The organism is Elusimicrobiales bacterium, assembly GCA_041651175.1.
Taxonomy (GTDB): Bacteria; Elusimicrobiota; Elusimicrobia; order Elusimicrobiales; family Elusimicrobiaceae; genus JAQTYB01.
On record JBAZJT010000005.1, the window covers coordinates 111,971 to 137,655 of the forward strand.

The 25,685-nt window shown below is 60.1% G+C and carries 26 protein-coding genes and 1 tRNA gene; 6 read left to right on the forward strand and 21 right to left on the reverse strand.

All coding sequences use genetic code 11. The features are described from left to right. Positions 1 to 5: 5 nt before the first annotated feature. From WC421_04530 to WC421_04550, 5 genes are all read right to left on the reverse strand, one after another. Positions 6 to 1,238 (reverse strand): hypothetical protein, encoded by a 1,233-nt coding sequence (locus WC421_04530; GenBank protein ID MFA5161494.1) that lies wholly within the window; start codon positions 1,236 to 1,238, stop codon positions 6 to 8. 625 nt (positions 1,239 to 1,863) lie between these two features. Then, positions 1,864 to 1,950: transfer RNA gene (locus WC421_04535), tRNA-Tyr, on the reverse strand. A 38-nt stretch (positions 1,951 to 1,988) separates the two neighbouring features. Further along, positions 1,989 to 2,600, reverse strand: a complete 612-nt coding sequence (locus WC421_04540; protein MFA5161495.1) for a VOC family protein — start codon at positions 2,598 to 2,600, stop codon at positions 1,989 to 1,991. Positions 2,601 to 2,765: 165 nt separating this feature from the next. Beyond that, the gene (locus WC421_04545) at positions 2,766 to 3,146 is read right to left on the reverse strand and encodes a type II toxin-antitoxin system HicB family antitoxin (GenBank protein ID MFA5161496.1); all 381 of its coding nucleotides are present in this window, start codon (positions 3,144 to 3,146) and stop codon (positions 2,766 to 2,768) included. Between the two features lie 4 nt (positions 3,147 to 3,150). After that, positions 3,151 to 3,396: a type II toxin-antitoxin system HicA family toxin gene (locus WC421_04550; protein ID MFA5161497.1), complete on the reverse strand. Its 246-nt coding sequence runs from the start codon at positions 3,394 to 3,396 to the stop codon at positions 3,151 to 3,153. Between the two features lie 119 nt (positions 3,397 to 3,515). Here WC421_04550 and WC421_04555 point away from each other — a divergent pair, with 119 nt between their 5' ends. Further along, positions 3,516 to 4,001, forward strand: coding sequence for a hypothetical protein (locus tag WC421_04555; GenBank protein MFA5161498.1), 486 nt, complete (start codon positions 3,516 to 3,518; stop codon positions 3,999 to 4,001). Between the two features lie 80 nt (positions 4,002 to 4,081). On the opposite strand, the gene WC421_04560 is transcribed toward WC421_04555, so the two are convergent. From WC421_04560 to WC421_04575, 4 genes are all read right to left on the reverse strand, one after another. Further along, positions 4,082 to 4,900: a hypothetical protein gene (locus tag WC421_04560; GenBank protein MFA5161499.1), complete on the reverse strand. Its 819-nt coding sequence runs from the start codon at positions 4,898 to 4,900 to the stop codon at positions 4,082 to 4,084. A 41-nt stretch (positions 4,901 to 4,941) separates the two neighbouring features. Further along, positions 4,942 to 5,376, reverse strand: coding sequence for a hypothetical protein (locus tag WC421_04565; GenBank protein ID MFA5161500.1), 435 nt, complete (start codon positions 5,374 to 5,376; stop codon positions 4,942 to 4,944). Positions 5,377 to 5,587: 211 nt separating this feature from the next. Beyond that, positions 5,588 to 6,061: a hypothetical protein gene (locus WC421_04570; GenBank protein ID MFA5161501.1), complete on the reverse strand. Its 474-nt coding sequence runs from the start codon at positions 6,059 to 6,061 to the stop codon at positions 5,588 to 5,590. Beyond that, complete coding sequence (locus WC421_04575; protein MFA5161502.1) at positions 6,058 to 6,633, reverse strand: sigma-70 family RNA polymerase sigma factor; 576 nt, start codon at positions 6,631 to 6,633, stop codon at positions 6,058 to 6,060. Before WC421_04575 ends, WC421_04570 begins: the two co-directional genes overlap by 4 nt. Before the next feature lie 46 nt (positions 6,634 to 6,679). Here WC421_04575 and WC421_04580 point away from each other — a divergent pair, with 46 nt between their 5' ends. Together WC421_04580 and hydF are read left to right on the forward strand one after the other, a co-directional pair. After that, entirely contained in the window at positions 6,680 to 8,065 is a 1,386-nt protein-coding gene (locus WC421_04580; protein ID MFA5161503.1) for an aspartate ammonia-lyase, read from the forward strand. After that, positions 8,049 to 9,293 (forward strand): [FeFe] hydrogenase H-cluster maturation GTPase HydF, encoded by a 1,245-nt coding sequence (hydF, locus tag WC421_04585; protein MFA5161504.1) that lies wholly within the window; start codon positions 8,049 to 8,051, stop codon positions 9,291 to 9,293. Before WC421_04580 ends, hydF begins: the two co-directional genes overlap by 17 nt. Before the next feature lie 72 nt (positions 9,294 to 9,365). Here hydF and WC421_04590 read toward each other — a convergent pair whose 3' ends face one another. Beyond that, positions 9,366 to 9,593 (reverse strand): hypothetical protein, encoded by a 228-nt coding sequence (locus WC421_04590; GenBank protein ID MFA5161505.1) that lies wholly within the window; start codon positions 9,591 to 9,593, stop codon positions 9,366 to 9,368. A gap of 9 nt (positions 9,594 to 9,602) precedes the next feature. Continuing rightward, on the reverse strand, positions 9,603 to 11,282 hold the full coding sequence (locus WC421_04595; protein ID MFA5161506.1) for a sodium:solute symporter family protein: 1,680 nt from the start codon (positions 11,280 to 11,282) through the stop codon (positions 9,603 to 9,605). A gap of 220 nt (positions 11,283 to 11,502) precedes the next feature. Here WC421_04595 and WC421_04600 point away from each other — a divergent pair, with 220 nt between their 5' ends. Together WC421_04600 and WC421_04605 are read left to right on the forward strand one after the other, a co-directional pair. Then, positions 11,503 to 12,105: a hypothetical protein gene (locus tag WC421_04600; protein MFA5161507.1), complete on the forward strand. Its 603-nt coding sequence runs from the start codon at positions 11,503 to 11,505 to the stop codon at positions 12,103 to 12,105. Beyond that, positions 12,102 to 12,938, forward strand: a complete 837-nt coding sequence (locus tag WC421_04605; protein MFA5161508.1) for an FkbM family methyltransferase — start codon at positions 12,102 to 12,104, stop codon at positions 12,936 to 12,938. Before WC421_04600 ends, WC421_04605 begins: the two co-directional genes overlap by 4 nt. A gap of 4 nt (positions 12,939 to 12,942) precedes the next feature. On the opposite strand, the gene hflX is transcribed toward WC421_04605, so the two are convergent. From hflX to rpiB, 10 genes are all read right to left on the reverse strand, one after another. Beyond that, entirely contained in the window at positions 12,943 to 14,202 is a 1,260-nt protein-coding gene (gene hflX / locus WC421_04610; GenBank protein MFA5161509.1) for a GTPase HflX, read from the reverse strand. Then, on the reverse strand, positions 14,199 to 15,161 hold the full coding sequence (gene miaA, locus WC421_04615; GenBank protein MFA5161510.1) for a tRNA (adenosine(37)-N6)-dimethylallyltransferase MiaA: 963 nt from the start codon (positions 15,159 to 15,161) through the stop codon (positions 14,199 to 14,201). Before miaA ends, hflX begins: the two co-directional genes overlap by 4 nt. A gap of 93 nt (positions 15,162 to 15,254) precedes the next feature. Beyond that, complete coding sequence (locus WC421_04620) at positions 15,255 to 17,948, reverse strand: M13 family metallopeptidase (protein MFA5161511.1); 2,694 nt, start codon at positions 17,946 to 17,948, stop codon at positions 15,255 to 15,257. 260 nt (positions 17,949 to 18,208) lie between these two features. Next, the gene (locus WC421_04625; GenBank protein MFA5161512.1) at positions 18,209 to 18,394 is read right to left on the reverse strand and encodes a hypothetical protein; all 186 of its coding nucleotides are present in this window, start codon (positions 18,392 to 18,394) and stop codon (positions 18,209 to 18,211) included. Continuing rightward, positions 18,381 to 18,926 (reverse strand): hypothetical protein, encoded by a 546-nt coding sequence (locus tag WC421_04630; protein MFA5161513.1) that lies wholly within the window; start codon positions 18,924 to 18,926, stop codon positions 18,381 to 18,383. Before WC421_04630 ends, WC421_04625 begins: the two co-directional genes overlap by 14 nt. A gap of 10 nt (positions 18,927 to 18,936) precedes the next feature. Continuing rightward, a complete protein-coding gene (gene dacB, locus WC421_04635; protein MFA5161514.1) occupies positions 18,937 to 20,382 on the reverse strand; it encodes a D-alanyl-D-alanine carboxypeptidase/D-alanyl-D-alanine-endopeptidase in 1,446 nt (481 codons plus the stop codon). A gap of 11 nt (positions 20,383 to 20,393) precedes the next feature. Next, positions 20,394 to 20,891, reverse strand: coding sequence for a PilZ domain-containing protein (locus tag WC421_04640; GenBank protein MFA5161515.1), 498 nt, complete (start codon positions 20,889 to 20,891; stop codon positions 20,394 to 20,396). A gap of 2 nt (positions 20,892 to 20,893) precedes the next feature. Then, positions 20,894 to 22,132: a MiaB/RimO family radical SAM methylthiotransferase gene (locus tag WC421_04645; protein MFA5161516.1), complete on the reverse strand. Its 1,239-nt coding sequence runs from the start codon at positions 22,130 to 22,132 to the stop codon at positions 20,894 to 20,896. Positions 22,133 to 22,270: 138 nt separating this feature from the next. Then, positions 22,271 to 24,286 carry a hypothetical protein gene (locus WC421_04650; GenBank protein ID MFA5161517.1) on the reverse strand — a complete coding sequence of 672 codons (2,016 nt, stop codon included), beginning with the start codon at positions 24,284 to 24,286 and terminating at the stop codon, positions 22,271 to 22,273. After that, positions 24,283 to 24,738: a ribose 5-phosphate isomerase B gene (gene rpiB / locus WC421_04655; protein MFA5161518.1), complete on the reverse strand. Its 456-nt coding sequence runs from the start codon at positions 24,736 to 24,738 to the stop codon at positions 24,283 to 24,285. The genes WC421_04650 and rpiB overlap by 4 nt, the downstream gene beginning before the upstream one ends. Positions 24,739 to 24,915: 177 nt before the next feature. On the opposite strand from rpiB, the gene WC421_04660 reads away from it, so the two are divergent. Beyond that, positions 24,916 to 25,605 (forward strand): hypothetical protein, encoded by a 690-nt coding sequence (locus WC421_04660; protein ID MFA5161519.1) that lies wholly within the window; start codon positions 24,916 to 24,918, stop codon positions 25,603 to 25,605. Positions 25,606 to 25,685: the final 80 nt, after the last annotated feature.

Genomic DNA, 25,685 nt, shown 5'->3' on the forward strand with positions numbered 1-25,685 from the left:
TGCGTTTATCTGGAAGGACCGGGCGATGACGCCTTTTGCAGCTCCGCGGACGCCGGCGGCAGTCTGTACCGCACATCGCTCACGGCGCAGGGTTGGCGGCCGTTTTTGAATTTGGCGATGCAGTGTTTCATAAGCCGGTAATAAAAATCCCCATAGCCGTCGGCGGCAGGCTCCAGATCCTTGTTGTAGTCGGCATTATATTCGTCCACAAATCCCCTGTTGTTTTCGCCGTCCGGCACGATATCGGTCTTGCAGCCGGCAGCAGACTGCTGTATCGGCGAGTAGCAGAACCTTATGGCAAGCCATTCATTCCACGTAGAAAGCAGCGCTATGGGCACATCGGGATATTTCAGCAGGGTTTTGAATTGCTGCACGAAAGTGCGCCCGCCCAGTTTGGGGACGCCGTATCTCCTGTCGCTTATGAAACCGTCGGGCGAACCGTAACCCTGATAGGCGCTTGAAACGGATATCGCTTCCCCGTTATAGCCGGTCCAGTAAAGCTGGTTGCACTCCCGCGCTCCCGCCGAGGCGAGAAAGGCGTGAGAATACGGGCTTGGCTCGTAGCACCATTGCTGAAAAGACCAGTTAGAGGTTTTTTGCGTTATGTCGGCCCACATTTTGCGGACGGTGTATTTTTTCTCCAGCGCGGCTATCCGGGCGGAATCCGGGACAAACACGGAATTATCCACCACCAGTATCAGCGGCTTGCCCTTGAACATAAACCGCATGCCGGGATATTTTTCCATACGGGCAAGCACGGCGTCCGGCACATCGGCATTAGCGGTAAGCGGAAACCAGGGAACCACCTTCGGCGCGCCGGGAACCTTGCTCCATACCGGCAGCAACCGCTCAAGCGGCTGGAGTATCATTTCGTTCACGCGGTCTGAGGCGGCAACGACACCCCAATTGGTGATATCCAGATACACGAAATCAATGCCGGCGTCGCGCAGCATTTCGGCATGCTTGCTCAAAACAGAGTCATCCTTGGACAGGCAGTAATACCCCAATGCAGGCTTGCCATGCCAATGCCATGCGCCAACGGGCCCCCAGTCGCCTTTCCCGGAGAGTATCTTTGTGACGTCATACGGATCATGCCCCAGATTTACCCTGGATTCCGGGCAATGCCACAACGCGTAGTAAATGCCGAATTGAGTCGCATAAACAGCGGGAGCGGAAAAACCCAGGGCCGCCGCCAGAACTATTGCCGCGCGAATTCCGTGAATATACTTTTTCGCCACACACTATCCCTCGTCTGATGAATTACAGACGGCACAAATTTTTGCCGCCTTGAAAGATTTTACTTTTTTCATTGCCTCAAAGATTGAGCGATTTGCGGGCAAGGCAGAGATTCCAAAACCCGCTTCAAGTAAAAACCCGGATTATCCTTACGGATAATCCGGGTAAAGTGGTGGTTGGGGAAGGATTCGGTCACGAGTTTCAGTCTCGCCGCCGCGAGCCTGAACTCGCGACCCCGCCTCGCGGCCTCGCCTGCTGGCTCGGCATCGCTCCGGCCTTACTGAGCTTCACATAATTCCTTGACATGCTGGCTGGCCGATTTTGAGGCGAGGCAAGGCGCAAAGAGCGCGGCATACCACCGGTATGCAAGTGATTTGCAACGCAGCCGCAGCCCAAAAGCGGCCAGCCCCTTCGGGGAGGCCCATATTCGCCCGCAGTCGTCGTTGCGTCCGCTTGGAGTGCGCACGGCACGCCTGCGCGTCCGCGCCTAGACTGCGGGCGAATATGGGCCTCCAGCATGTCAAGGAATTATGTGAAGCTCAGTAATCCTTGCGCGGGCCAGGCAGCTGGCCCGCTCCCCAATCCAAATCAAAACCCGGATTATCCTTGCGGATAACCCGGGTAAAGTGGTGGTTGGGGAAGGATTCGAACCTTCGAAGGGCGAAGCCCGCCGGTTTTACAGACCGGTGCTTTTGTCCACTCAGCCACCCAACCATGCGCGCTTTCGCGGCACCTGACTATTCTAACAAATATCAGCCCAGAAATTCTTTCAGCCCGATTTTTCTGGAATTTGAAAAATATACCGACTCATCGCCTCCGGCTTGCACGACACCGGAAAGGCCAAGCGCATCAATCATGCCTGCGGCCCGGGCTGGAAGATTCAAAACAATCCTTTCAATCAGGCGGGGGGAAACCGCCGTCACGGCCGCTTCATGAACTTCAATCAACGCCGGGATTCCGGGGCGGGCCGGATAGGCGGTCTTCAGCTTCCTGATGGTTTGCAGACTCTTCGGATGCAGAAACCAGCCGGAGCCGGAAAGGCCGTCAATATAAGACTCCAAATCGGGAACATCCACCGCGATATGGTGCAGCCCCGGCCCCCGTTTTTTCATGGCCCGCAAATAGGCGCCCTCTTTGACCGGCTCCATCAAAAGTACGCTGGCCGAGCAATCCGCAGCCCCGATATATATCTCGCGCGTTCCCTCTCCGTCCCAGATTTCGGCGGGGCCGACAAACAAATCCAGCTTTCCAAACGCCGCCGCCGCTTTCTCCACGAAGGAGACGAGAAACGCTATGTGGTTTAACCTGAAAGTTTCAGTTGGCGCGAGGACCGAGGCGAAAAAGCGCGAAATAATGCCGAACAAAATTATCCGCGCGTGCCTCACTGCACGAAAGGATAATTTTGTGAAGGCAGTATGAAGCGATTTTTCGCCGAATCCCGCGGCCAACTGAAATTTTCAGGTTAACTTTACACTCATTAAATCGTTTCCGCGATAGCCCCATTCGCTGATTGCATTTTTATTACCACCCTAAACACCTCTGGATAACGGATATTTTTGGGCGCGCGCGGTGGAAATCAGGAATAGCGTATACTGATTGACAGAGACGCCCTCCTCCAAAGCTTCTTCTTTCAAGCTGCGCTGCAGGGTCTTTGGTATGCGCAAAAGAAATCTTCCGCCTAATTTTTGCCCCGACAAAGCAGGGGGAATCGGCAGTTTGTTCTCCGCCCTGATGCGGAAATTAAGTTTTATCGCGGCATCCAACTCTTTTAACGCATCCGTGTCGGTATCGCCGAAAGCGGAACAGCCGGGTATTTCCGGCGCGACGGCAACCCAGCATTTATCCTCGCTGCTGTAAAACACCTTGCGGGTATAACCATCATCGCCGGATTTTTTCAGTATTTTGCGCATAGCTTTACCTCATCCTGAGATTATAGGCGTCCGCCATCTTGAGGAATTGGGTTATCTGATACGGCTTGGCCTCGCCGTCTTTTTCCTGCAAAGTAAGCACGGCCCCGCAGGGATGACGGTAACCCTTATGGCTTCCCGTTTGTCCGGCAAACACAAAACCATATGCCTCAACAAGCCTTATGAAATCGGCAAACCGAACATTGTGCTTAGCCCCCTGCCGTATCCGCCGGAGCAAAATTTCGCTTCTCACAATAATATAATATCACCGGCAATATCATTTGTCAAGGATCACCTTCGCAGGTTCAAAAATCCGGCGCAAAGCGCGCGGGATGTGCTATACTTATATTAGGGGATGGCATTGTTGTTACTATGAAAAAATACGTTTTCACGCTGGCTGTGATTGCCGCCGCCGTCGGAGCGGCGAAGCTGGGGTATCCGGCGTTCATGCGCTCGGCCTTTTGTATTTCGGGGGAGGTGAATGTGTCCCGCCGGCTGGCTAAACTCACCCGGGCGCCGAACACGATGTGTTATCTGATTCTCAAAAACCAGGGCGACGTGCCGGTGGCGATAAAACAGTTCGTGAACCCCGTATTCCCGCTGAAATTCCGCCTCACCGCCGGCGACCTGCTGCTGGCCGATTCATGGCGCGACCCTCTTAACCTTGAAGTGCGGATAAACGATCACGGCTACATAGGCGAGTTGCAAGCGGGAGATATTTTCGCGAAATACGACAAGCCTGTGCGCCTGCGCGCCAGTGTTTACATCACCGCGGACAAGATGCTGGGAGTTCCCACCCTTGTCGCCCACGGCGAGTCTGACAAGGGACAGTATCTGTTTTCCAGCCCGGCCAGATAGAGAGCTCAGATTTTTTTTTCCGCAAAAGAACGCCCCGCAGCCTGCCGGCTGCGGGGCGTTTCGTTTGGGGGAGGGAGAGACTACCAAGGCTCTGCTTCGCCGGTAATCTCATCCAAACGCTTTGAGACAAGGTCCGATTTTTGTGATTTGCGCTTTTCAATGCGGGACTTGAGCTTGGCAAGCTCCCCGCTGAGGTTGTCAACGCGCGCCTGGTCCAGCGCCAATTTTGCGTCAAACTGCTGGGCGAGCTTGGCCTCCATTTTCTTTTTAATCGCGGTTTTGTCCGCCGAGGAAGCCTCCCTGTAGGACTGGGACAACTCCAGAATGTCCGCATCCAGACTCACCACGGCGATGGCTTTGACGCGGGCCTCTTTGTCGCTTGCCGCGAAAAAGAACATTTTGGGGCCGATATTGCGCAGCAGCGCGTGGAAAAGATTGGGAGCGTCCTTGCGCATTTTCTCCAGCCTGTCGGCGAAGGCGGCATCCGTCTGCCGCACCTGTTCCGCTATCTTGTCCATGCCGGGGAATCCGCCACCGAAGCCGCCGCCCATCATGCCGCGCTTGCCATCTTCCATCGGGCATTGCTTGCACCCCATCATGCCGCCGTGGGGCGCCTTGCCGCGCATACCGCCGCGCATTTCGCCGCCGTGCATTCTGCCGCCGCGCATTCCTTTAATATCGCCGCGCTTCATGTCTCCGGGACCGGGCCTGGGCGAGTCCTCGTCATCATCTATATCGTAGACGCCGCCGGGCGGGCCTGCCGCATCCATATCCGGGCCGGAGGCATCCGGCGCGGCCTGACCGCCGCCGGCAACCGGCGGCTGAGGCGCAGCGTCATACGCGAGAAGCGGCGCATATGCCAGCGCAATCACTGCCAGAACTGCCAATGCTGTTTTCATCACATTCCTCCTGTCATACGATTTTATCAACCGTGAGGGCATCACTCATTACCGCCGGAACCGGCGTTTCCGCTCACCGTTCCCTGCTGAAATTCCTGTCCGCTTTTTAGCATATTGCCGCCGCGCCGGTGCCCCATGCCGCGGCGCATGCCCCGGCCCTCCGGCTTTTTACCGACAGCCCCGTCGTCCACGCCGCCGGACGCATAAGAACCCGGATCATCATCTCCGCCGGAGGGCGGAGGCGGCCTGCGCATATGACCCTTGCCAAAGCCGTTACCGGACGCTTCGCCCCCGCCGCCCATAGACCCGCCCCGTTCGTCGCCGCCCGGAGGAGGCGGCCTGCGCATATTCCCCTTGCGGGTTCCGCTGCTGACGGCGACATCTCCACCGCCGCGACGCTGCATTCCGTCCTTATGCGCGGCGGTGCTGGCGCGCACGCTGTTATCCTCATTCTCGTTGCCCGCTTCGGAATCCACGGGCAGATTCTCTATGTCCGGGTCAAATTCCGTATCACCCGGAGTCTGGCTGGAATATACAGTATCTGCCGATTTTGCCTGCGGGCATACCGCCAAAAACGCTGCGGCAAAACCCAAAATAGCAACCGCCGCACACCGCCCAAACAGCGATTTCACACCCGTGCCATCACATTTTCCCGCTGCCGCCTTTTCCAATTGAAAGGACTTCATCTCACCCTCCGATATACTGGTCCGTCCTGCTGCCGAAATCCTCCAGCATGCTGGTCCTGTAGTCATATATGTCCGATTCATAGCCGGTCTTCATGCCTGCCGCCTCCGCCGAGACCGAGACGGCCACCGCATTGAAATCGTCGTCCCATTTATCGGCCACTATGGCGGAGGAGGCCTTTCTTGCCGCGCTGAAAGCCAACAGGGCAATCAGCACCGCCGCGGCCGCCATGGCCGGGCGCAGCAGCGAGAACATGTATTGCACCGCAGTCTGTCCTCCCAGCACGGCGCCGCGTATATTCCCGTAAACCTCCGCCGGGGGCCGGGTCTTATGGCAGGCCGCGCCCAGAGCGGCCAGAATATCAAGACGGTCGCGGCAATAAGCGCACCCTGTCAAATGGCCCCTGTAGGCGGCAGATTGCGCGGCGTCCATTTCGCCGTAATGGAAGAGAATGGCATTTTCGTCGCAACCGATCATAGCGGCAGCCTCTCACCTTTTTCCAGCGCGGCCCGCATTTTGCGTACCGCCCTGCTCATCCGCGCAAGCACCGTGCCCAGCGGCGCGCCGGTGGCCTGCGCTATTTCCTTGAAAGACATTCCCGAATATTCCCGCATCAAAACCACTTCTTTCTGCTCCGGCGGCAGCGCGTCCAGCGCCTTTGCCACGGCCTCCCCGTCCGAGAGGCGGTCCAGCAAAATTTCCGGCTCCTCGCCGCGGGCGGACGGCTCGCGCTGCGGCGCCTCTTCATCTTCCCCGTCCGGCAGGAAACTCCCAAGCCGCGACGCCCGCCGGAAATGGTCCATCGCCAGATTGGACGCCGTCCGGTACAGCCAGCCCTTGAACTTGCCCTCCTCGGAATACTTGTCTATATTGCGGAAAACCCTTATAAAGGTCTCCTGGAATATATCCGAGGCGGCGGCCTCGTCTTTGACCATCGCCAACACAAATGAATACAGCCCGGCCTCATGCCTGCGATAGAGGGCTTCGAAAGCCTCCGCGTCGCCATCGCGGAAAGCCGCCACAAGAACCGCGTCTGTCACACTATTCATAACGGAACGCTCCCGTTTTTTATTGCAATCATGGTATCATATAGGAATGGAACTGCGCGTTGAAAAAGACTCGCTCGGCGGGATAAATGTGCCGGAACACGCCTATTGGGGCGCGCATACCCAGCGCGCGCTGGACAATTTCCGGTTAAGCGGCCAGAAGGTCAGCCCCGCGCTGATTAAAGCGCTGGCCATGGTCAAGAAAGCGGCGGCGCAGGCCAACAAGGAGCTGGAATTTTTGGACGCGGAAAAGGCCGGCGCAATAATCACGGCCTGCGGCGAAATCATAGACGGCAAATTCGCCAATCAGTTTCCGCTGGACGCTTTGCAGGGCGGGGCGGGAACCTCCGCGAACATGAACGTCAACGAGGTAATCGCCAACCGGGGTATAGAGCTGCTGGGGGGGAAAAGGGGCGATTACGCGGTAATTCATCCGCTTGAGCATGTCAATCTGCACCAGAGCACCAACGATGTTTACCCCACCGCGCTGAAAATAGCCTGCGTTTACAAGGTGCGCGCGCTGAGCGAGGCGGCAGCCAGATTGCAGGGCGCGTTCCAGTCGGGCGAGGCTAAATTCGCCCGCGTGGTCAAGACGGGCCGCACCGAAATGCAGCCCGCCGTGCCGATGACGCTGGGCGCGGAATTTTCCGCCTGGGCCGAGGCCCTCTCGCGCGACCGCTGGCGCGCCTTCAAATGCGAGGAACGGCTGCGCGTGGTCAATCTGGGCGGAACGGCCATAGGAACGGGGCTTGGCGCGCCCAGAGATTATATTTTTCTGGTGCTTGAAAAATTGCGCCAGACCGCGGGACTTGGCCTCAGCCGGGGCGAAAATCTGCCGGGCGAAACAGCCAATTCCGACGTGTTCGTGGAAGTTTCCGGCATACTCAAAGCCCATGCGACCACTCTGGCCAAAATCTGCGGCGATTTGCGGCTGCTGAATCTGCTTGGCGAAATAAAGCTGCCTCCGGTGCAGGTCGGCTCCAGCATAATGCCGGGGAAATACAATCCCGTCATATGCGAGGCCGCCACGCAGTGCGCGCTCAAGGCCATGGCAAACGATGCTCTGGTGGCGGAATGCGCCTCCCGCGCCAGCCTGCAAATCAACGAATTCCTGCCGCTGCTGGCGCACTCAATTTTGGAATCGCTGGATATTCTGTCCGCCGCCGATACCGCGCTGGAACCGCATGTGAAAGCCATCTCCGCGGACGAAAAAACCTGCCTCGCCAACTGCTCTTCGCCGACCGCGCTGATAACTCCGTTTCTTCCGCATGTCGGCTACCGGAAAGCGCTTGAGCTTTTGCAGGGTTTTGAGGCCGAAGGCGGCGGCGATTTCCGCGGCTATCTGGCTAAAAAGCTCGGCGCAGAGCTTGTGGAGCGCGTCCTCTCCCCGGAATCGCTTACCGCGCTGGGGCACAAGAATGCAAAAAACACCTAGGTCTTTGCGGCTGCATATCGGGATTTTCGGGCGGACCAATGTCGGCAAATCAAGTTTCCTGAACCTGATTTGCGGGCAGGAAGCCGCCATCACCTCGCCCGTCCCCGGCACCACCACCGACGTTGTGGAAAAAGCCATGGAACTGCTGCCGGTGGGGCCTGTCGTTTTTCTGGACACGGCGGGATTTGACGATTCCTCGGAGCTGGGCAGGCTGCGCGTGCAGAAGACAAAACGCGCGCTGGAACGCGCCGACGTCGCCGTGCTGGTGTCCGAAACCGGCAAATGGGGGGAATACGAACTGCTTATTTCCCGCGAGGCAAAAGCGCGCGGCATACCGCTGATTACGGTATTAAACAAAGCCGACCTCGCGCCGGTTTCCGAAGATTTCATCGCACAGGTAAAAGCCGAAACGGCGCATTATTTTTCCTGCATCAGCGCCGGCGCGGCAGACCGCGAGGCATACCGCAACCAGTTCAAGCGGCTGCTGCTGGCCGCCTGCCCGGACGAATTCCTTAACCCGCCGCCGCTTATCGGCGATTTGCTGCGGCCCGGCGGGGTGGCCGCGCTTGTGGTGCCGATAGATTTGCAGGCGCCCAAAGGCCGGCTTATTCTGCCGCAGGTTCAGGCCATACGGGACGCGCTGGACAGCGACGCGCTTTGCCTGGTGGTCAAGGAGCGCGAATACGCGCATGCGCTTTCGCTTCTGAAAGAACCGCCCTGCATAACCGTCTGCGATTCCCAGGCCGTGCAGAAAGTTATGGCCGACACGCCGGAGAATATCCCCTGCACCACGTTTTCAATACTCTTTGCAAGGCTTAAAGGCGACCTGCCCGCCTTTGCGGCGGCTGCGGCGGCGATAGACAGCCTCAAATCCGGCGACAGGGTGCTTATAGCAGAATCCTGCGCGCACCACCCGCTGGAGGACGATATAGGCCGCGTCAAAATACCGCGCTGGCTGCGCCAGCACACGGGCGCGGCACTGGATATTCAAACCACCTGCGGGCTGGATTTCCCGGACGATATTTCAAGCTACAAGCTGGTAATACACTGCGGCGGCTGCATGACAAACCGGCGCGACATGCTCTATAAGATGGAGCGTGCGCGCCAGGCCGCCGTGCCGATGACAAACTACGGGGTGGCTATCTCGTTTTTGCAGGGAGTGTTAAAGCGCGCGCTGGCGCCGTTTCCGGCGGCGCTGGCGGCTTACGAGAGGGAAAAAGCGCCCTGATTTTTTTGGGGGTCGCTTTCACCCGCAATCCCGCCGTATGGCGGGACTGCGGGAAGCGGAAACGGCGGTTCGCTATTTGGCGTCCGGCTGCTGCGAGCAGCCCGCCCTTGCCGATATAACCGAAGTTACCAGCATAAACAACGCGAAAACGCCCATCATCAGGCCGGAGACGACGTTCAGGTTCATCTCCGCGTCCGGCTTGAGCGGCAGCACCATCCCGGAAATCACCAGGATGACGCTGAATATCAGAAACAGCAGCCCTATCGGAAAACGCAAATCGTCAAGCAGTCTGTCCAGCATATTGCCCCCTTAGTGGAAAAGATAGTTCAGCGCCAGCGTCAGCGCCAGCACGCAGGCCGCAAGCGGCATGGGCCGCATGTACCAGCGCGTCTCGGTTTCCGCGGGACGCTCGGTCAGGCTGTAGACCAGGCCGCGCATCTCCTCGTCCGGTTTAGGCTTGGTAAGCAGGCTTACCACCATTGTAACCACAAAGCAGACCACCCATGCCGTTATGGCGATTGCGAAAGCCTGGCCCATGGTGGAATGGAACTGGTGCACCGAAGACAGATTGCAGGGTATCAGCCAGCCGCCCTTGCCTTCCGCCGTGGTCAGGCCGTGGACGGCGGCAGCCGCCGCGGTGCCGGAAAGCAGGCCGGTGAATGCGCCGTGGCCGGTGGTGCGCTTCCAGAACATGCCCAGCAGGAAGGTGGCAAACAGCGGCGCGTTCACGAAACCGAATACCAGCTGCAGCAGGTCCATGATATTGTTGAAGCTGCGCGCCAGATAAGCCGTGGCGATTGAAATCGCTATGCCCACCACCGTCGCTATGCGGCCCATGCGCAGATAATGCTCGTCCGTGGCGTCCTTGCGGATATGGGCCTGATAGATGTCGTAAGTCCACACGGTGTTGAAGGCGGTTACATTGCCCGCCATGCCGGACATGAAAGAAGCCATCAGCGCGGTAAGCCCCACGCCCAGCAGCCCCGCCGGATAGAAATGCGCCAGCATGGTGGGCAGCGTCATGTCAAAATCCGTGGTGTGGCCGTCCGGCTTGAAGGGAAGCGAGAAGCCGCTTCCCATCTGGGACAGCGTAATGGCTATAAGCCCGGGCAGTATGACAACAAACGGCATCATCATCTTCGGGAAGGCGGCGATAAGCGGCGTGCGCTGCGCGGCGGACATATTCCTGGCGGCCATGGCGCGCTGCACCAGCAGGAAGTCCGTGCACCAGTAGCCGAACGAAAGCACAAACCCCAGTCCCATCAGCATCCCGAACAGGCCTATGCCCATCGGATTGTCGCTGGCGGAGCCCATGTACTGCCACGTGTGAGTCATGACCGGCTGCAGCCGGGCCTGCATTCCGCTCCAGCCGCCGACGCGGTGCATTCCCGCGTAGACCAGCGGCGCTATGCCCAGCACTATAAGGAAGAACTGAAGCACCTCGTTGTAAATCGCGCTGCGCAGCCCGCCGGTGAAAGTATACACCGCCACAATGCCCGCCGACAGCAGCACCGAAACCCCGAAGTCCCAGCCCAGCAGCACCTTAAGCAGTATGGCCAGCGCGTAGAGCGATATGCCGGAGGAGAAAACCGTCATCGTCGCAAACGAAAATGCGTTGAGCAGGCGGGTTTTTTCGTCAAAGCGCAGGCTCAAATATTCCGGCACCGAGCGCGCGCGGCTGCCGTAGTAAAACGGCATCATGAACAGCCCCAGGAACACCATCGCCGGTATGGCGCCCACCCAGTAAAAATGCGCGGTCATTATGCCGTATTTCGCGCCGGAGGCGGCCATGCCCAGCACTTCCTGCGCGCCCAGATTGGCGGAGATGAAAGCAAGGCTGGTTATCCACAGCGGGATGGCATTCTTGCCGCCATGCCCGCCCAGAAAATCGGCGCTGGAATGCACCTTGCGCTTGAGAATTATTCCTATGGAAATGACAAACAGGAAGTAGATGGAAATTACCAGGTAGTCTATGGGACTGAGTTGCATTGTTCACTCTCCGTTGGCAGAGCCCGCCTTCGCGGCAAGCCTGCGGATGGCCGGCCTGCCCGGCGCCTTCGCATGGAATAATCCGACAGTCCGCTGTCGCTGCGGATACTGTTGTAAGTTTAGCAACTTTAGCGGACATGTTCATGGGCATTTGGACCTATTTTTATCCGGGGCAAAAAACGCGGAAAATTAGATATACTGTTTCTCATCGGAGGAACCTATGAAAAAAATTTTCTGTGCCGCTGTATTTTTATGCTGCGTCCGGGCCGCCGGGGCCGATGAGTACATTCCCTTCCAGCGCCAGACGCTCAACAGCGGCCCCTCCTGGGCCACGTTCCATGTCCAGGCATCCGCCGCTACAAGGCTTAAAAGCGATTTCACAAACACCGCCACCGGCGGCGAGGCGGGGCTGGTGGTCCTCTACGACAAAAACGCTCCGTCGCTGGGGCTTTTCGTTGGATACTTCCCGGTGGAAGACAGGTTCGCCGACCTCAACTACGTGATAGTGCCTATAACTCTGCGCGCCTCCTATGATATGCAGATGACCGAAGGCGGCGTCTACTTCACCATGGCCGCAGAGGGCGGCGGGGCCATAAACAGTTTCAAGGACGTCGTGCCGCAGCAAAGCGACGTGCGCAACTCTTATGTAATCGGCGGGCAGGCGGGGTTCAAGTTCATACCCAACGGCGGCGGGCCGTCCATGCTGTTTGTGCTGGGATACCAGTACCTCAACCCGCAGGTGCTTTTCGCCATACCCGGCGGATATTCCAACGAAAACCGCAACCTCGGCGCGCCGTACATCAAACTGGGGCTGGAGTTTTGACCTCCAAACTGGAAATAGCCCGCTCGCAAAAAAAACCGGTTAAATTCCTGGCTTCGCGGCTGCTTATGCGCAGCGGGCTGTGCCGGCTGATTACCATGGACATGGGGGGGTTCCGGCTGCGTTTTTTTCCGTCGGCGCTTTCCGCCCAGTACTGGATTGACAGGCAGGACCGTTCCTGCGACACAGATTTCATCGCCCGCTACGTAAAACCCGGAGACAACATAATAGACATCGGCGCCAATATCGGCGCGCTGGCCTTGGCAGCCGCCGCGGCGGCGGGCAGGCAGGGGCATGTCCTGGCGGCGGAGCCGCACCCGCGCATTTACGGCTATCTTGTCTCAAATATAGAACTAAACGGCTTTGTGAACATAACCCCGGTAAACGCCGCTGCCGCAGCCAACGGAACCGGAGTGCGCATTTCGGATTCCAACGCCGACGACGAAAACCGCCTCTCGGACGAAGGAATAGACGTGCCCGCCCGCGCACTGGACGATATGGCCCGGCTGCTCTACGGCGAAATAGCGCTGCTTAAAATAGACACCGAGGGCTGCGAGAAGTTCGTTCTGGACGGCGGGGCAAAAACCCTGGCCCGGACATCCTGCGTTTACTTTGAATCCTGCCAGAGCCAGTTCGCCCGCTATGGCTACACCTGCGCTGAACTGTTCAATTCGCTGGAGGCGGCGGAATTTTCAGTCTACCGAAAAACCGGCGATACCGTTCTGGAGCGGCTGCCGGAAGGCTATATCTCCAGCAAATGCGAGAACCTGTTCGCGCTGAAAAACGAGGAAATGTTCTCCTCCCGCACCGGCTGGACCACCCGGTTTTACAAATAGCCCGCTATTCACTGACAAGATTGGAAATCCGCTCCCAGTTGCCGTCGGTGGCAAGCAGCTCCAGCTCCGTGTTCCCGGCGGGATCCTGGCGGCGGGCGATAACCATGCAGCTTTCGTAAATCTGGTTCAGCAGCGCGCCCCTGCCCGCCGCGACAACCAGCCGACGCGGCTTCCAGACGGCAGACAGCACCCGCTCCACCGCCAGCAGCATCTCGTCCAGCCCCCGGCCTTCAAGCGCGCTGATAAATATGGAGTCCGGGTTTTCGCGCCGCAGCGCGGACATGCGCCGCGCATCCAGCAGGTCCGCCTTGTTGAAAACCTCCACCACAGGGATATGCGCGGCGTCCAGCTCTGCCAGAGTGGCAAGCACGGTGGCCTTCTGCTCGCGGCACAGCGGGGAGGCGCCGTCGCGCACATGCACCACGCAGTCGGCGGCGGCGATTTCCTCCATAGTGGCGCGGAAGGCGGCTACCAGCCCGTGCGGCAGCTTCTGGATGAAACCGACGGTGTCCGTAAACAGCGCGGCGGCCCCGCTTTTGAGCCGGACGCGGCGGGTGGTGGTGTCCAGCGTAGCAAACAGCTTATTGTCTGCGTAAACATCGCGCTTTCCCGAAAGCGCGTTAAGCAGGGTGGATTTTCCGGCGTTGGTGTATCCGGCTATGGCTATCTGAGCCAGCGGGACGGAGGCGCGCCGCCCCCTGCGGTTGAGCCTTTCGGCGCGGACGGCTTCTATCTCCCGCTCCAGCGCGACAATCCTTTCGCGCAGACGGCGGCGGTCGTATTCCAGCCGCCGTTCTCCGGGGCCGCGCGTGCCTATGCCGCCGGTCTGCTGCATCATCTCGCCGCCGCGCCCGGTAAGGCGCGGCAGCATGTAGTTTAGCTGGGCAAGCTCCACCTGCAGCCTGCCTTCGCGCGTCCTGGCGCGCAGGGCGAAAATATCCAGTATCAGCCGGGTGCGGTCTATGATTTTGGCGTGTATTATGCTCTCCAGATTGCGCTGCTGCGCGGGGGAAAGTTCCTCGTCAAAAATAACGGTGTCCACCTCCAGCCGGCGGACGGCGGCGGCCAGCTCCTCCGCCTTGCCGGAGCCGACCAACGTGGCGGGGTGGAAAGACGAGAGCCTTATGGAAAACGCCTCTACCGGACATGCGCCGGCGGTTTCGCAGAGCCGGCGCAGCTCGTCCAGCGACGATTGCGCCGCCTCCGCGCCCGCGCGGCGGGGGCGTTTGAGCTCAACTCCGGCCAGTATGGCTTTTTCGGTCATAAAGCGCGCGCGTTGTCCAGCGCTATGCCGGAGACTTCCTCCGGCGTCCAGTCCCGCGAATCCGACAGCGAAATCCAGCGTATGTTCTTGTAGCGGCGCAACCAGGTGATCTGCCGCTTGGCGTAGGCCTGGGTGAGGGTGATAATGCGGTGAATAGTGTCCGTCCGGGCGGCTTTGGCGCGCAGATAATCCACGGCCTGCGGGTATCCCAGGCTTTTAAGCGCGGGGCAGTCCTCCGGGTAGCCGGATTGCAGAAGGGCGTCCGTCTCGGAGGCCATGGCGTCAAAAATTTTATGGGTTCTGGCGGCGATGCGCTCGCGCAGCACGTCGCGGCTCCAGTCCAGCACGAAAAATACCGCCTTGTGCGTGGGCAGCGCGTCGTAAAACCGGCCCGACCATAATTGCGAGATGGGTATGCCCGTAAGCTCGCGCACTTCCATGGCGCGTATGACGCGCTGTATGTTGCCGGCCGGAATTTTTTCCGCCGCCTGCGGGTCAAGCCCGCGCAGCCGCGCGTGCATCCCCTCCGGCCCCAGTTCCCGCGCAAGGCGCGCAAGCGCAAGCCGCAGCTGGCTGTCGCCTTTGGGCAGCGCGTCCATCCCGTTCCAGTAGGCCTGCAGGTAAAGCCCGGTGCCGCCCGCAAATACCGGCCTTGCGCCGCGCGCGCGGATGGCGGCCTCCGCCGCGGCTGCCGCGGCGGCGAAGCTGCCCGCGTCATAAGAACTGCGCGGGTCCAGAAAATCCACCAGATGATACGGCACCCCGCCGGACAGGTACATCCGCGCGCCGTCTTTTTCAACCCACTGCCCCGGCGGCTTGGCCGTTCCGGCGGAAAGTTTTGCGTAAATCTGCCGGGAATCGGCGGAGATTATCTCGCCGCCGCAGGCTTTTGCCAGCGCGATGGCGATATCGGTTTTGCCGGAGGCCGTCGGCCCCATCAGCACTATGGGTTTTTCCACACCGCTATTAAACATTTTTTGAGGGCTTGACGGGAACCGCCGCCGCGCTTTCGGGCCGGAGGCTGCCGCCCGCGCGGCAGCCTCCGCTCGCGGCTACCAGACTTGGGACGGGGCCGGGTTGACCATGGGCGCATTGGCCCCGCAGGAAAACGCCTTCTTGAATTCCGGCATATTTGACACGGTGCCGTTTACGCGGAACTTGGTCAGCGGATGCGGGTCGCCCAGCAATTGCATCCGGGCGGCCTTTTCGGTCTGGTTGTTGCACCATATCTGGCCGAAACCCATGAAGAAACGCTGCTCCGGCGAGAATCCGTCCATATTGCCCGACGGATGCTGCGCCTGCGTTTTCATATAGGCCTCGTAGGCCAGGTGCATGCCGCCGTTGTCGGCTATGATTTCGCCCAGCGCGAACTGCCCGGCCTGTTTTGCGTCGCTGCCGGGATAATTCCGCGCCACAAATTGCGCGTACTGCTCCACGAAGCCGCCGGCGCGCTTTTTGAAATTTCCGGCGTCCTGCTGCGTCCACCATTCGTTCATGTTGCCGTCGCCGTCGTAACGGCGGCCCTGGTCATCAAAGCCGTGGATAAGCTCGTGGGCTTCCACCGCGCCTATGCCGCCGTAGCTGACCGCCAGGTCCGCGCCGGAATTGTAGAACGGCGGCTGCAAAATCCCGGCGGGGAAGTTGATGTCGTTGTTGTCAGGGCTGTAATAGGCGTTTACGGTGGGCGGGGACATGAACCACTCCTTCCTGTCCGTGGGCCTGCCTATTTTCGCCAGGTCGCGCGCCGTTTCAAAGGCCGAGGCGCGGGCTGCGTTGCCGGCCAGGTCGCCGCGCGCTATGCTCAGCGCGGAATAGTCGCGCCATTTGTCGGGATAGCCGATTTTGTTGCCCACCTTATCCAGCTTGGCAAATGCCTTGCGCTTTGTCTCGCCGCCCATCCAGTCCACGCGGCCTATATTCTGGCGCATGGCTTCCTCCACCTGGGCTATCATGCGCAGGGCGGTATCCTTGTCGTCGGCGTTGAAATGCCGCTCCACGAATTTCTTTCCCAGAATCTCGCCCAACGTTTTATCAACGCGGCTGACGCAGCGTTTCCAGCGCGGGGCAAGCTCCTCCTGGCCCGACAGCCGCCGCCCGAAGAACGCGAAATTTTCGTCGGCAAAGGCCGAAGACAGCGCCCCTGCCCGTCCGTGCGCTACCTGCCAGCGCAGATACGCCTTCCACGCGCCGGGCGGCAGGGCCGCCATTGTCTTTCCCAGCTGGGAGAAAAATTTCATGTCATTGACGTCTATCTGCCCCATTTTGCCGACGGGCGCGCCTATTTCTGAGAGATAGCCGTCCCAGTCAAAAGACGGTGTCATGGCCTTGAAATCGGACAGGCTCATCTTGTGATGAACATTGGCCGGGTCGCGCCGGCTGACCCTGTCCATGGAGATTGAGGCCAGTTTTGTTTCCACCTCAACCGCCTGCCTAGCCTCGGCTGCGGCCTGACCGGGCGCGGCGCCGGAGAGTTCCAGCATTTTGGCGATATGGGCTTGGTAGGCTTTCATGTCGTCTTCGTATTTGGGGTCAATATAGTACTCCCTCGGAAGGGTGATGCCGCCCTGGTCCATCGCGGCTATCATGGACGACGAATCGCCGAAATCCTGCTGCGAGCCGAAGGAAAACAGCGCGCCTATGCCGGATTTCTGGAGCCGCGCCATCTCCCGGCCCAGGTCTTTTGCGCCGCCCAGTTTCGCTATGCGGTCCAGGTCCGGCTTGATGGGGGCGGCGCCTTTTTTGTCGGCGGCTTTTTCGTCCATGCAGGAACTGTAGAGATCGCTCAGCTTCCTGTCGTCGGCGGTTTTGCGGCGTTTGCGCGCGGTTTCGGCCAGGATGTCGCGCAGCTGGCCCTTGATGCGCTCATCCAGCTCGCTGAAGCGTCCCCATCGGGACTGGTCCGGCGGGATGGGGTTGTTTTTGAGCCAACTGCCGCAGGCATGCTGGTAGAAATCGGCGCACGGGTTGGCGCCTTTGTCTACGGCCTTGAGGTCCACGCCCGACGGTATCGCCCGCGCGGCGCGCGCCGCCGCGGCGCGCTCGTCGGGGGAGGCGGCGCGCGGCTGCAATTCCTCGTCGGCGGCGCTGGAGTTGCGGTCAAACATCGCGTTCAGCGCGGCAGCGGCTTTAAGCCCCCCGCCGGATTCGGAAAGCGGCTTCCCGGCGGCGTCAAGTTTTTTGGAAAGCTTGTCCATGCGTTGCGCCGAGGCCGCGCGCGAGCGCGGTTTCCCGGCAGCCTCGTCCCCGGCTTCCCGGTTCAATTCCTTATAAATGCAATCGCTGGAGGAGGAGCCTTTCTCTCGCGCAATACGCAGACTGCCGCTGCCCAGGGTAATGGTGCGGAACTCGTCAAAAGCGTCGCAGCTCTGTCCCGGCTGATCGCTGAAACAGCGCCCGCTGCGGTACTGCACGGCCCCGTCAACTTTCCTGCTGGCCGACAGCGAGCATTCCATGCCTGGCGCGCCGCGCCTGTCCGCGCAGACAAGGCCTTTGTTCAAATTCGTTACGGCTGTTTTTTTGCCGCCGGACATCAGCGTTATCTCCGAATCGCCGGCTTTGAGGGCAACCTGCCGCGCGCAGGAATTCCGCCCGGAGGCCTGTTCGTCCAGAACAAAGCGCCGCGCTTCCGGGGAGGGGGAAGCGGATTCATCAGCCTCTTGTCCGGACGCCGCGCCGGAGAAATCGTCTTCCGCGAATGACGGCAGGCCGGCGACAATGGAGAAAATCAGCAATGCGGCAAGTTTCATAACAGTCTCCTTAAAAGGGCGCAAAAAACGCCTATACTTAGGCTATCAGGAATTCGGGAAAATCGCAAGTGCCGGGCCGGCGCGCGCTTCCCGGGTTAGAGCCTGTCTAAAGTCTCTCTTTCGTTGCGAAAGCGACGATTTTGCTGCTGAGACGCAGCGGGCTGAGGCGAGCAGGCCCGCAGGCCTGTAAGCCGAAGACCGCGAAGTATCAGCAGCAAAAGCGGCGCTTGCAGCAGAATACGGAGATTTTAGACAGGCTCTTAGAGTCTGAACCTGCCGCGCATCGGATGAGGCGGTTTGACGGGATGGCCCATGAAACGGTTGAACGCATCCAAAAATCCGATATATTCGTCCAGCGTCATTGCGGGGCGGCGGCGCAGCTTCCTGAAGTCCGCTTTCGCGCGGGCCGGGTCCGCCATGATGGAGCGTTTTCTATTTTTTCGCATATTTTGCCTTCAGGGCTTTGAATTTGCCGGACATGCCGAACATCCCGAAATACTTTTCAAGCCGCGGCCATGACACTGTTCCAGCGCAGGCGCAGAGTATCTCCTCTATATCGGCAGAGTCGCGCGCCGCGCGCTGCGCGTCATTGGACATGGCCTGCACCTTCAGGCCGATAATATCCTCCGGCAGCAGAACCCGCACGCCGCTGCCGCCGAAAATTTTCAGCGAAACGGCGTCCTTTAGCATCTGCATGGACACGGGCCTGGCGGCATGTATTATGTCCACGGAACCGAAAACCTTAAAATCCGACTGATACTGCGATACATTGCCGCTGAAATACACGCGCCGGTAGCCCAGGTCAAGCATTATCAGGTGCGCCGAGGGCATGTCGGATTTCAATATCAGAAAATCCAAGTCTATGGTGGCCCTCGCTATTCCCAAAGCGCCCATGCCAAAACCACCGATAAGGGCATAGCTGACTTCATGCTCCTCAAACCTGGAAATAAGCGCTTTAAGCGCGGGTTCGAATTCCATATATCACATTCTAAAGTAAAGCGCAGGCCTGGGCAAGCCGCTCGTGCAGTTTGTCCACTTCCGCGCCGGAGACGGAGTAGTTGTTGATAATGAAAGCGAAGGCGATTGTCCTGCCGGATTTGGCCTTTATATAACCCGCGTAGCTGCGCACCCCGGACAGCGAGCCGGATTTGACCCGTATCCGCCCCTGCGCGGCGGTGCCGTCGCAGAAAGTTTTTATGTGTCCGGTACTGAACCTGTCCCCGGGGCAGGGCAGCGAGGCGGCGAAGGCCTCCGCGCCCCGTGCGGTTCTCATGTAAATAAGCAGTTTCGCCAGCGCGCGCGCGGTGGCGGCGTTGTTTTTGGAAAGGCCGCATGCGTCGGCCAGCCGTGCCATGTCCGGGGTTATGCCTATGCCGGAGAGATATTTTCTAAGCGCGGCAAGCCCCCTCTCCTCCGAGCCTCTGTCCCCGGAGTTCACGGCCAGCGCGCGCAGCAGCATTTCGGCATAGAAATTGAAGCTGCGCTTGTTGGTGACAAAGACAATGTCTTTGACCGGGTAGGATTCCGTCCGGGCCAGCAGCCTTTGCCTGGGAAGGGGAGAGGCGGACACGCGCGGCTCCCTTGCCACGCGAATTCCCTTTTCGCGCAATGCGCCGGTGAATGCCTCCGCCGCAAACAGCGCCGGGTCCGGCATGGAGCCTTTGATGGCGAATTCCTCCGGCCCGGCGGGAACTGTGCCGCGCAGCTGCGCCTCCCTCTGGCCGGGGGCGCGGAAAATATAGCCGTTGTCGCCGGAGCCGGGCGCGCCGGTAAGCATGAAATTATCCCAGCGGATTTGCTGGTCCGGCTCGGAGCGCAGGACGGCGGCAGGCGCGCCCTCCCTCCCCGGCCTGAAATAGAGCTTGTAGAGATTGTCGTTTATAGAAAGCGCGCTGGCGCCGGCGGCGTAATAATTGCCCAAATCCGCGTAAGGCCAGCTGTCGGGCACGGGCAGCCCGTCAAAAAGCGACACATCGGCGGCCACCCCGCCGGAAATTTCCCTTATCCCTGCGCTTTTTACGGCGTCGGCCCAGGAGTTGATTACGGCCCGGTAATCCCGCGCGCCCTCTATGACGGTGGAGCCCAGCGACGGGTCCCCGCCGCCAACGACCACGATATCCCCGTCCAGCGTTCCGTTTGAGACGCCGGAGGAGGCGCAGACATCCGTTTTGAATTTGTAATCCGGCCCCAGCACGGAAACCGCCGCCGCGGTAACAAACAGTTTCAGCGTGGAGGCGGGAATAAGCCTGCTGCCGGCGTTATGGTCAAGAAGGACTTTGCCGGTATCGGCGTCGGCGGCGTAAACGGCCCACTGCGCGCCGCTTGCCGCCGGGCTTTGCGCCAGCGCGCGGTATTGCGCCTCAAGCGGGCCGGACTGCGCAAGAACCGGCGCCTGCGCGAGCGCGACAAGCAAGCATGTGGTAAAGCCGCGCATAAGCCGCGCGGTTATTTGGGTTTGGCGGCGGCCTTGAAAAGCGTTTCGTCCTTCTGCTGCTTGTTGCACAGGAAATGCGCGCGGCAGTTGGGAACGCAGGCCTCCGGCAGTTTCAGCTCCACCCGGGTTTCGCAATCCTCGTAATCCTCGGCCATAAGCTCTATCTTGTGCGTGGCCTGATTGCTTATTTCGGTGAAGGCTATGCCGGTCATGTAGACGCCGCCCTTGCCGTGTATCCAGGAGATTTTGCCGCGCACCGGCACCGCGCCCAGGCCGGGCAGGTCCAGCCGCATTTCCAGCAGGCGGCCCTTGGGCGGCTCCAGAAAAGTCATCAGCCGCATTCCGCCGGCGGACAGGTCCGCCAGTATGGCCGGCTGCGCCGCGCTTTTGCCCGAACCGGAAGGCAGCTCGTAGGCGACATCCACCGGTTCCAGCACGCCGTGCATTATTGGAAGCCGGGCGTGTTTACGCCTTTCCTTGAATTGGCCGTCCTGCGCTTTATTTTCCATGGCTATATCCTCTCAGCAAGCAGCGTGTTGCCGCGCGCGCCGCGCACTACCGCGTTTACTTCGGACCCCGGTTCCGCGCCGCCGGCCAGCTCCGCTATGAAATTCTGCGACGTCCGCCCGAATTCGGCGGACTCCATCAAAAGCCCGACCCGCCGTCCGCGAAGCGAGTCCAGATATTTGCGGCCCCTGTCCTTTACCGCCTCCAGCAGACGGGCAAGCCGCTCTTCAACCTCCGCCTGGGGGGGGCGGTCCTTCATATCCCATGCCGCTGTCGACTGGCGCGGCGAAAACTTGAAGCAGTAGGCGGCGGTTATATCCGCCTCGCCGACAAGGGAAAGCGTCTGGCGGAAATCCTCCTCCGTTTCCCCGGGAAATCCTACTATAAAATCGCTTGAAACGGCAATGTCCGGCGCCGCCCTGCGCAGCATGTCCAGCTTGTCCAGGAAAACCCTGCGGCAGTAACCCCGGCGCATCAGCTCCAGTATTTTGTCCGAGCCGGACTGCGCGGGGAGATGTATATGCCGCTCCAGCCTGGGCAGTTCCGCGTATGCGCGGGCCAGGCTTTCCCCCGCGAAAACCGGATGCGCGCTCATAAACCGGATACGCGAGACGCCCTCCGTCCCGTGAACCGCGCCCAGCAGCGCGGCGAAATCGCCGCAGGCGGGGTGGCGGTAGCTGTTTACCGTCTGGCCCAGAAGAATTATCTCTTTCGCGCCGGCTTTAACCCTGCCGCGGGCCTGCTCCAGCACCGCGGACGGTTCCAGCGAAACCGCCGGTCCCCGCACCGACGGCACTATGCAGTACGCGCAGCCGCAGCCGCAGCCGCGCATTATCGTTACATAGGCGCGCAGCCCGGCCCGCGCGCCGGCGACGCCCTGCCCGCAGCCGATTGCGGCGCGGTCCAGCAGTTCCGAAAACGAGTCTATGGATTTTGCGCCGGCGGCCAGGTCTATATGCGGAAATTGGCGGGCGATGTCCTGTTCCAGCCGCTGCACGGCGCAGCCGGCCACGATGACACTGCGCCCGGGGCGGGCGCGTTTCCAACTCTCCAGCCTGCCTATATAGGACAGGGCGCGGTGCTCGGCATGGGCGCGCACGGTGCAGGTGTTGACCAGCGCGATATCGGCCTCCTCCATGCTGCCGGCGGGAACGCAGCCGCGCGACATGAGGGCGGAGAGCATCTCCTCCGAGTCGGCCTCGTTCATCTGGCAGCCGAAGGTTTTCACAAACACTTTCTTCACAAACCTCCATGCTCCCGCGCGGGACTGCTTTCCCGCAGGCCTGACAACACCTGACTCTATGCCGCAGACAAGGCAGACACTCCTGCGCGCGCGATACCGCGCCCAGGCAAGCGGCGTTTGCGGCTGAGAGCTTATCCCCTAGGACGTTTTGAATCTGCGCCGGCGGGAAACGAGAGTGTCGGTCCCCTTGTGCAGCCGCGCCACTATCTGATGCGTTCCGGTCGTGTCAAAATACCAGTCATGCCACCAGTAGCCCACGGAATGGCGGCAGGGCTTCCAGGTCTGGTCGTCCACGGATATTTCCACGCGGTCGCAGTTGCTGGCGCCGATGCGGAAGCAATAATGCCCCCGTGTCAGCGTCTCGTGATGCTTGGGATGGTCTATGGTCACATACTCGTTGTCGCAGTCCCAGGCGGTGGCCGTTTTTGTGGCCGTTCCGGTCTTGTAGGTGGTGGCCGTGGTTGTCGTCCTGGCGGTCACCATCGGTTTTTTTGTCGTTGTTTTCGGCATACTTCCTCCTGATATGGCTTCCGAAACAGATTTGGCGGCGTCCGCGCCCAGATGCGCCCAGACGACGCGGCGGCCTTTGGCCTCAAGCGCGGCGAAATCGCCGCGCGCCTGCGCGTATTCAAGCTGCGAAAATGTGTAATTCTCGCCGGGCACCTGCGCGTCCAGCGCGGGGACGGCGGTGAGCAGCAGGAACACGCCGTTGTCCTCGCCGCCCTTGTGCAGCTGGCCGGTGGAGTGCAGGTATCTGGGGCCGTAGCCCAACGTGGCCGCCGCGCCGATTGCGCGGCGCAGCGCGGACAATGCCTTGTCTGTTTCCGCGCCGCCGTCCAGATATGCCAGCACAGCCGCGTAATCGCCGTCTCCGGCAAGGCCGGAGACAAGCCTGTCCAGCTCCCTGGGCTGAACCGGCAGCGCCGCCTGCGCTGCTTTTGACAGGCGCAACTGCGGCTGGCGCGGCGCGCCCTCGCCGGAGGCGATGTCTTTGAGCGCGGCCAGCGCCAGCAGCTTGGCTTCCTGCACATTGGGCTGGTCAAAAGGATTTATCCCCGTTACCGCGCCGGCAGCGGCGGTGGCCGTTTCCCAGATGAAATAAAGCGCACCCAAATCGTAGCCGTCGCGCATCTCAAGAGAAAAAACGGGCATGCCCGCCTTCTCCAGCTTGCGGGCGCGCGCGCGCGCCTTTTCCGCGCCGCGCATGAGCGGCGCATGAATATGCACGAAAAACCTGTCCTTGCCTCCGATGTCCGATTCGTCGCCGATAACCGGCACAATGCCCCGGCCTTCCTTGCCGGTGCTTTCGGCCACCAACTGTTCCGTCCACAGGCCGAACACGTCCAGCCGGCGGGGGCAGAGCAAAATCATCTTGTCCCTGCCGGACAGCGCGCAGCCGCCCATGAAAGCGCCCAGCTCAAGGCCGGGATTGCCGCCGCTTTTCCGGCAGGCCAGTTCCGCGTCCGCCGCGCGGGAAAGCAGTTTTTTCACATCCACGCCCGCGACCGCCGCCGGCACCAGCCCGAAAAGCGACAACGCGGAAAACCGCCCGCCTATATCGGAAGGGTTGATGAACACCTTTCTGAAATTTCTGGCAAGCGCCAACTGTTCCAGCGATGTCCCCTTGTCGGTTATCGCGATGAAGTTGGGGGCCGGGTTTACGGACAGCTTTTCCAGCTCGCGCCAGAAATACTTGAAAAACGAATTCGGCTCCACCGTGCCGCCGCTTTTGCTTGAGACTATAAAGAGCGTGTTTTTAAGGTCTATCTCGCCTGCCAGGCGCAGAACCCAGCCCGGGTCGGTGCTGTCCAGCACATGCAGTTTCGGCCAGCCGGCGCGGCGCGGGAACAGCCGCGCAAAAACCTCCGGCGCGAGGCTGGAGCCGCCCATTCCAAGAACCACGCAATCCGAAAAAGACCGGGCCTGCCGGGCAAAGCTGTTTATCTCGCCCAGCCTGGCGGGCATGGCGCGCGGCATATCCAGCCAGCCCAGCGATTTGTTTATGATATCGCGGTGGGCCTGCTCTTTTTTCCAGAGCGAGGCGTCTTTTTTCCACAGTCTGGCGGTGAAAGACACGGCCTCCAGCTTGCTGAGGCCGGCGTTCAGAAACGGCTGCGCGGACGAGGAAGCGGCGTATGCGGGTTTCATAATCATTTCATGTTGCGGCTTTCTATGGCCTTGAGCTTTTCAAGCCGGCGCGCGTGGCGCGGCTCGTTGGAAAAAACGGTATTCAGGAAGGTGTCGGTTATGGAGCAGGCCAGTGATTCGCCTATGACGCGCCCGCCCATGCAAAGGATATTCATATCCTCGTGCGCCACGCCCTGCCCCGCCGAATAAGTGTCATGGCAGAGGCCGGCCCGGACACCCTTGTGCTTGTTCGCCGTTATTGAAACGCCTATGCCGCTGCCACAGAGCAGTATTCCCCGCCAGGCCTTGCCGGAGGAGACGGCCTCGGCCACGCGGGCCGCGAAATCGGGATAGTCAACCGATGTCTGCGGATTATCGGTCCCCATGTCCATGAAAGTGTGTCCGTTGCGCTTGACGCGCTCTATCACCGTGTTTTTAAGCACAAAGCCCGCATGGTCGCAGCCTATCGCTATTATCATTGTAAGTTACCCCGCAGAGCGAACAGAATGCCTGTCATTGCGTATACGGTATTTTAGCTTTTCCCTAGCTTTAAGGCAATGACAAACCGTACTGGCGGATGCTGGGTCTTCCGGCCCATGCGCAATGCGGGTCCAGGGGATATGCTGAATGCGGTGCCAAATGCAAGGAGGAAGTCTATGAGGAAACTGTCAATACTGATGACTGCCGTTGCTGCCATTGCCGCAACCGGTTATGCCGGCGAAAACGATAAAACATTCACTGCGGGCGACTTTCATTATGCTATGGCGGATGATTTCGCTGACGAAATGGAAATAGAATCCGTCGCCATGGCAAATGCCGATGAAATAACCGCCGCAGACATTGACACGATTGCTGACGAAAGCTATGAAACCGCTTCGGCCAACTCCAACAGGAACTGGCTTATCCAACTCGGCGTGGCCATGCAGAATATGCCGGGAGGCAAGCAATGCATGGCGGAATACAAACGCACCGGTCGCGTTTCCCAATCCTGCGCCCAGAGGGCGACCGCCTACGCGCGCAAACACCCAGCCAATATTTACAAGGAAGGGGTCTGTCGCCACGGCTGGGTCCGCGTGGCAAAAGGCCGCTGCTGCCCCAAAGGCGCCACATTTTCCGGCGGCAAATGCGTCACTCATAACGGCAGCGGCCATTCCGGCGGAGGAGGCCATGACGGCCCCATATTCCATGGAGGCCACAACTCCTGCCACGGGGACACCTGCACGACTTGCAACTCCCACGGCTGCTGGACTTTCCCCAACACTACAGGCAGCGGCACGGCCTGCTCATCCTCCGCCGAATGCCACAACGGAGAAAGCTGCATACGCGGCCGGTGCAGAGGCCAATAGCTCCGAATCATAACACAACCCCGGTGTTCCACCCAAAAGCCCTGCCGTGTGAACGGCAGGGCTTTTTCGTCGCGCAGTTG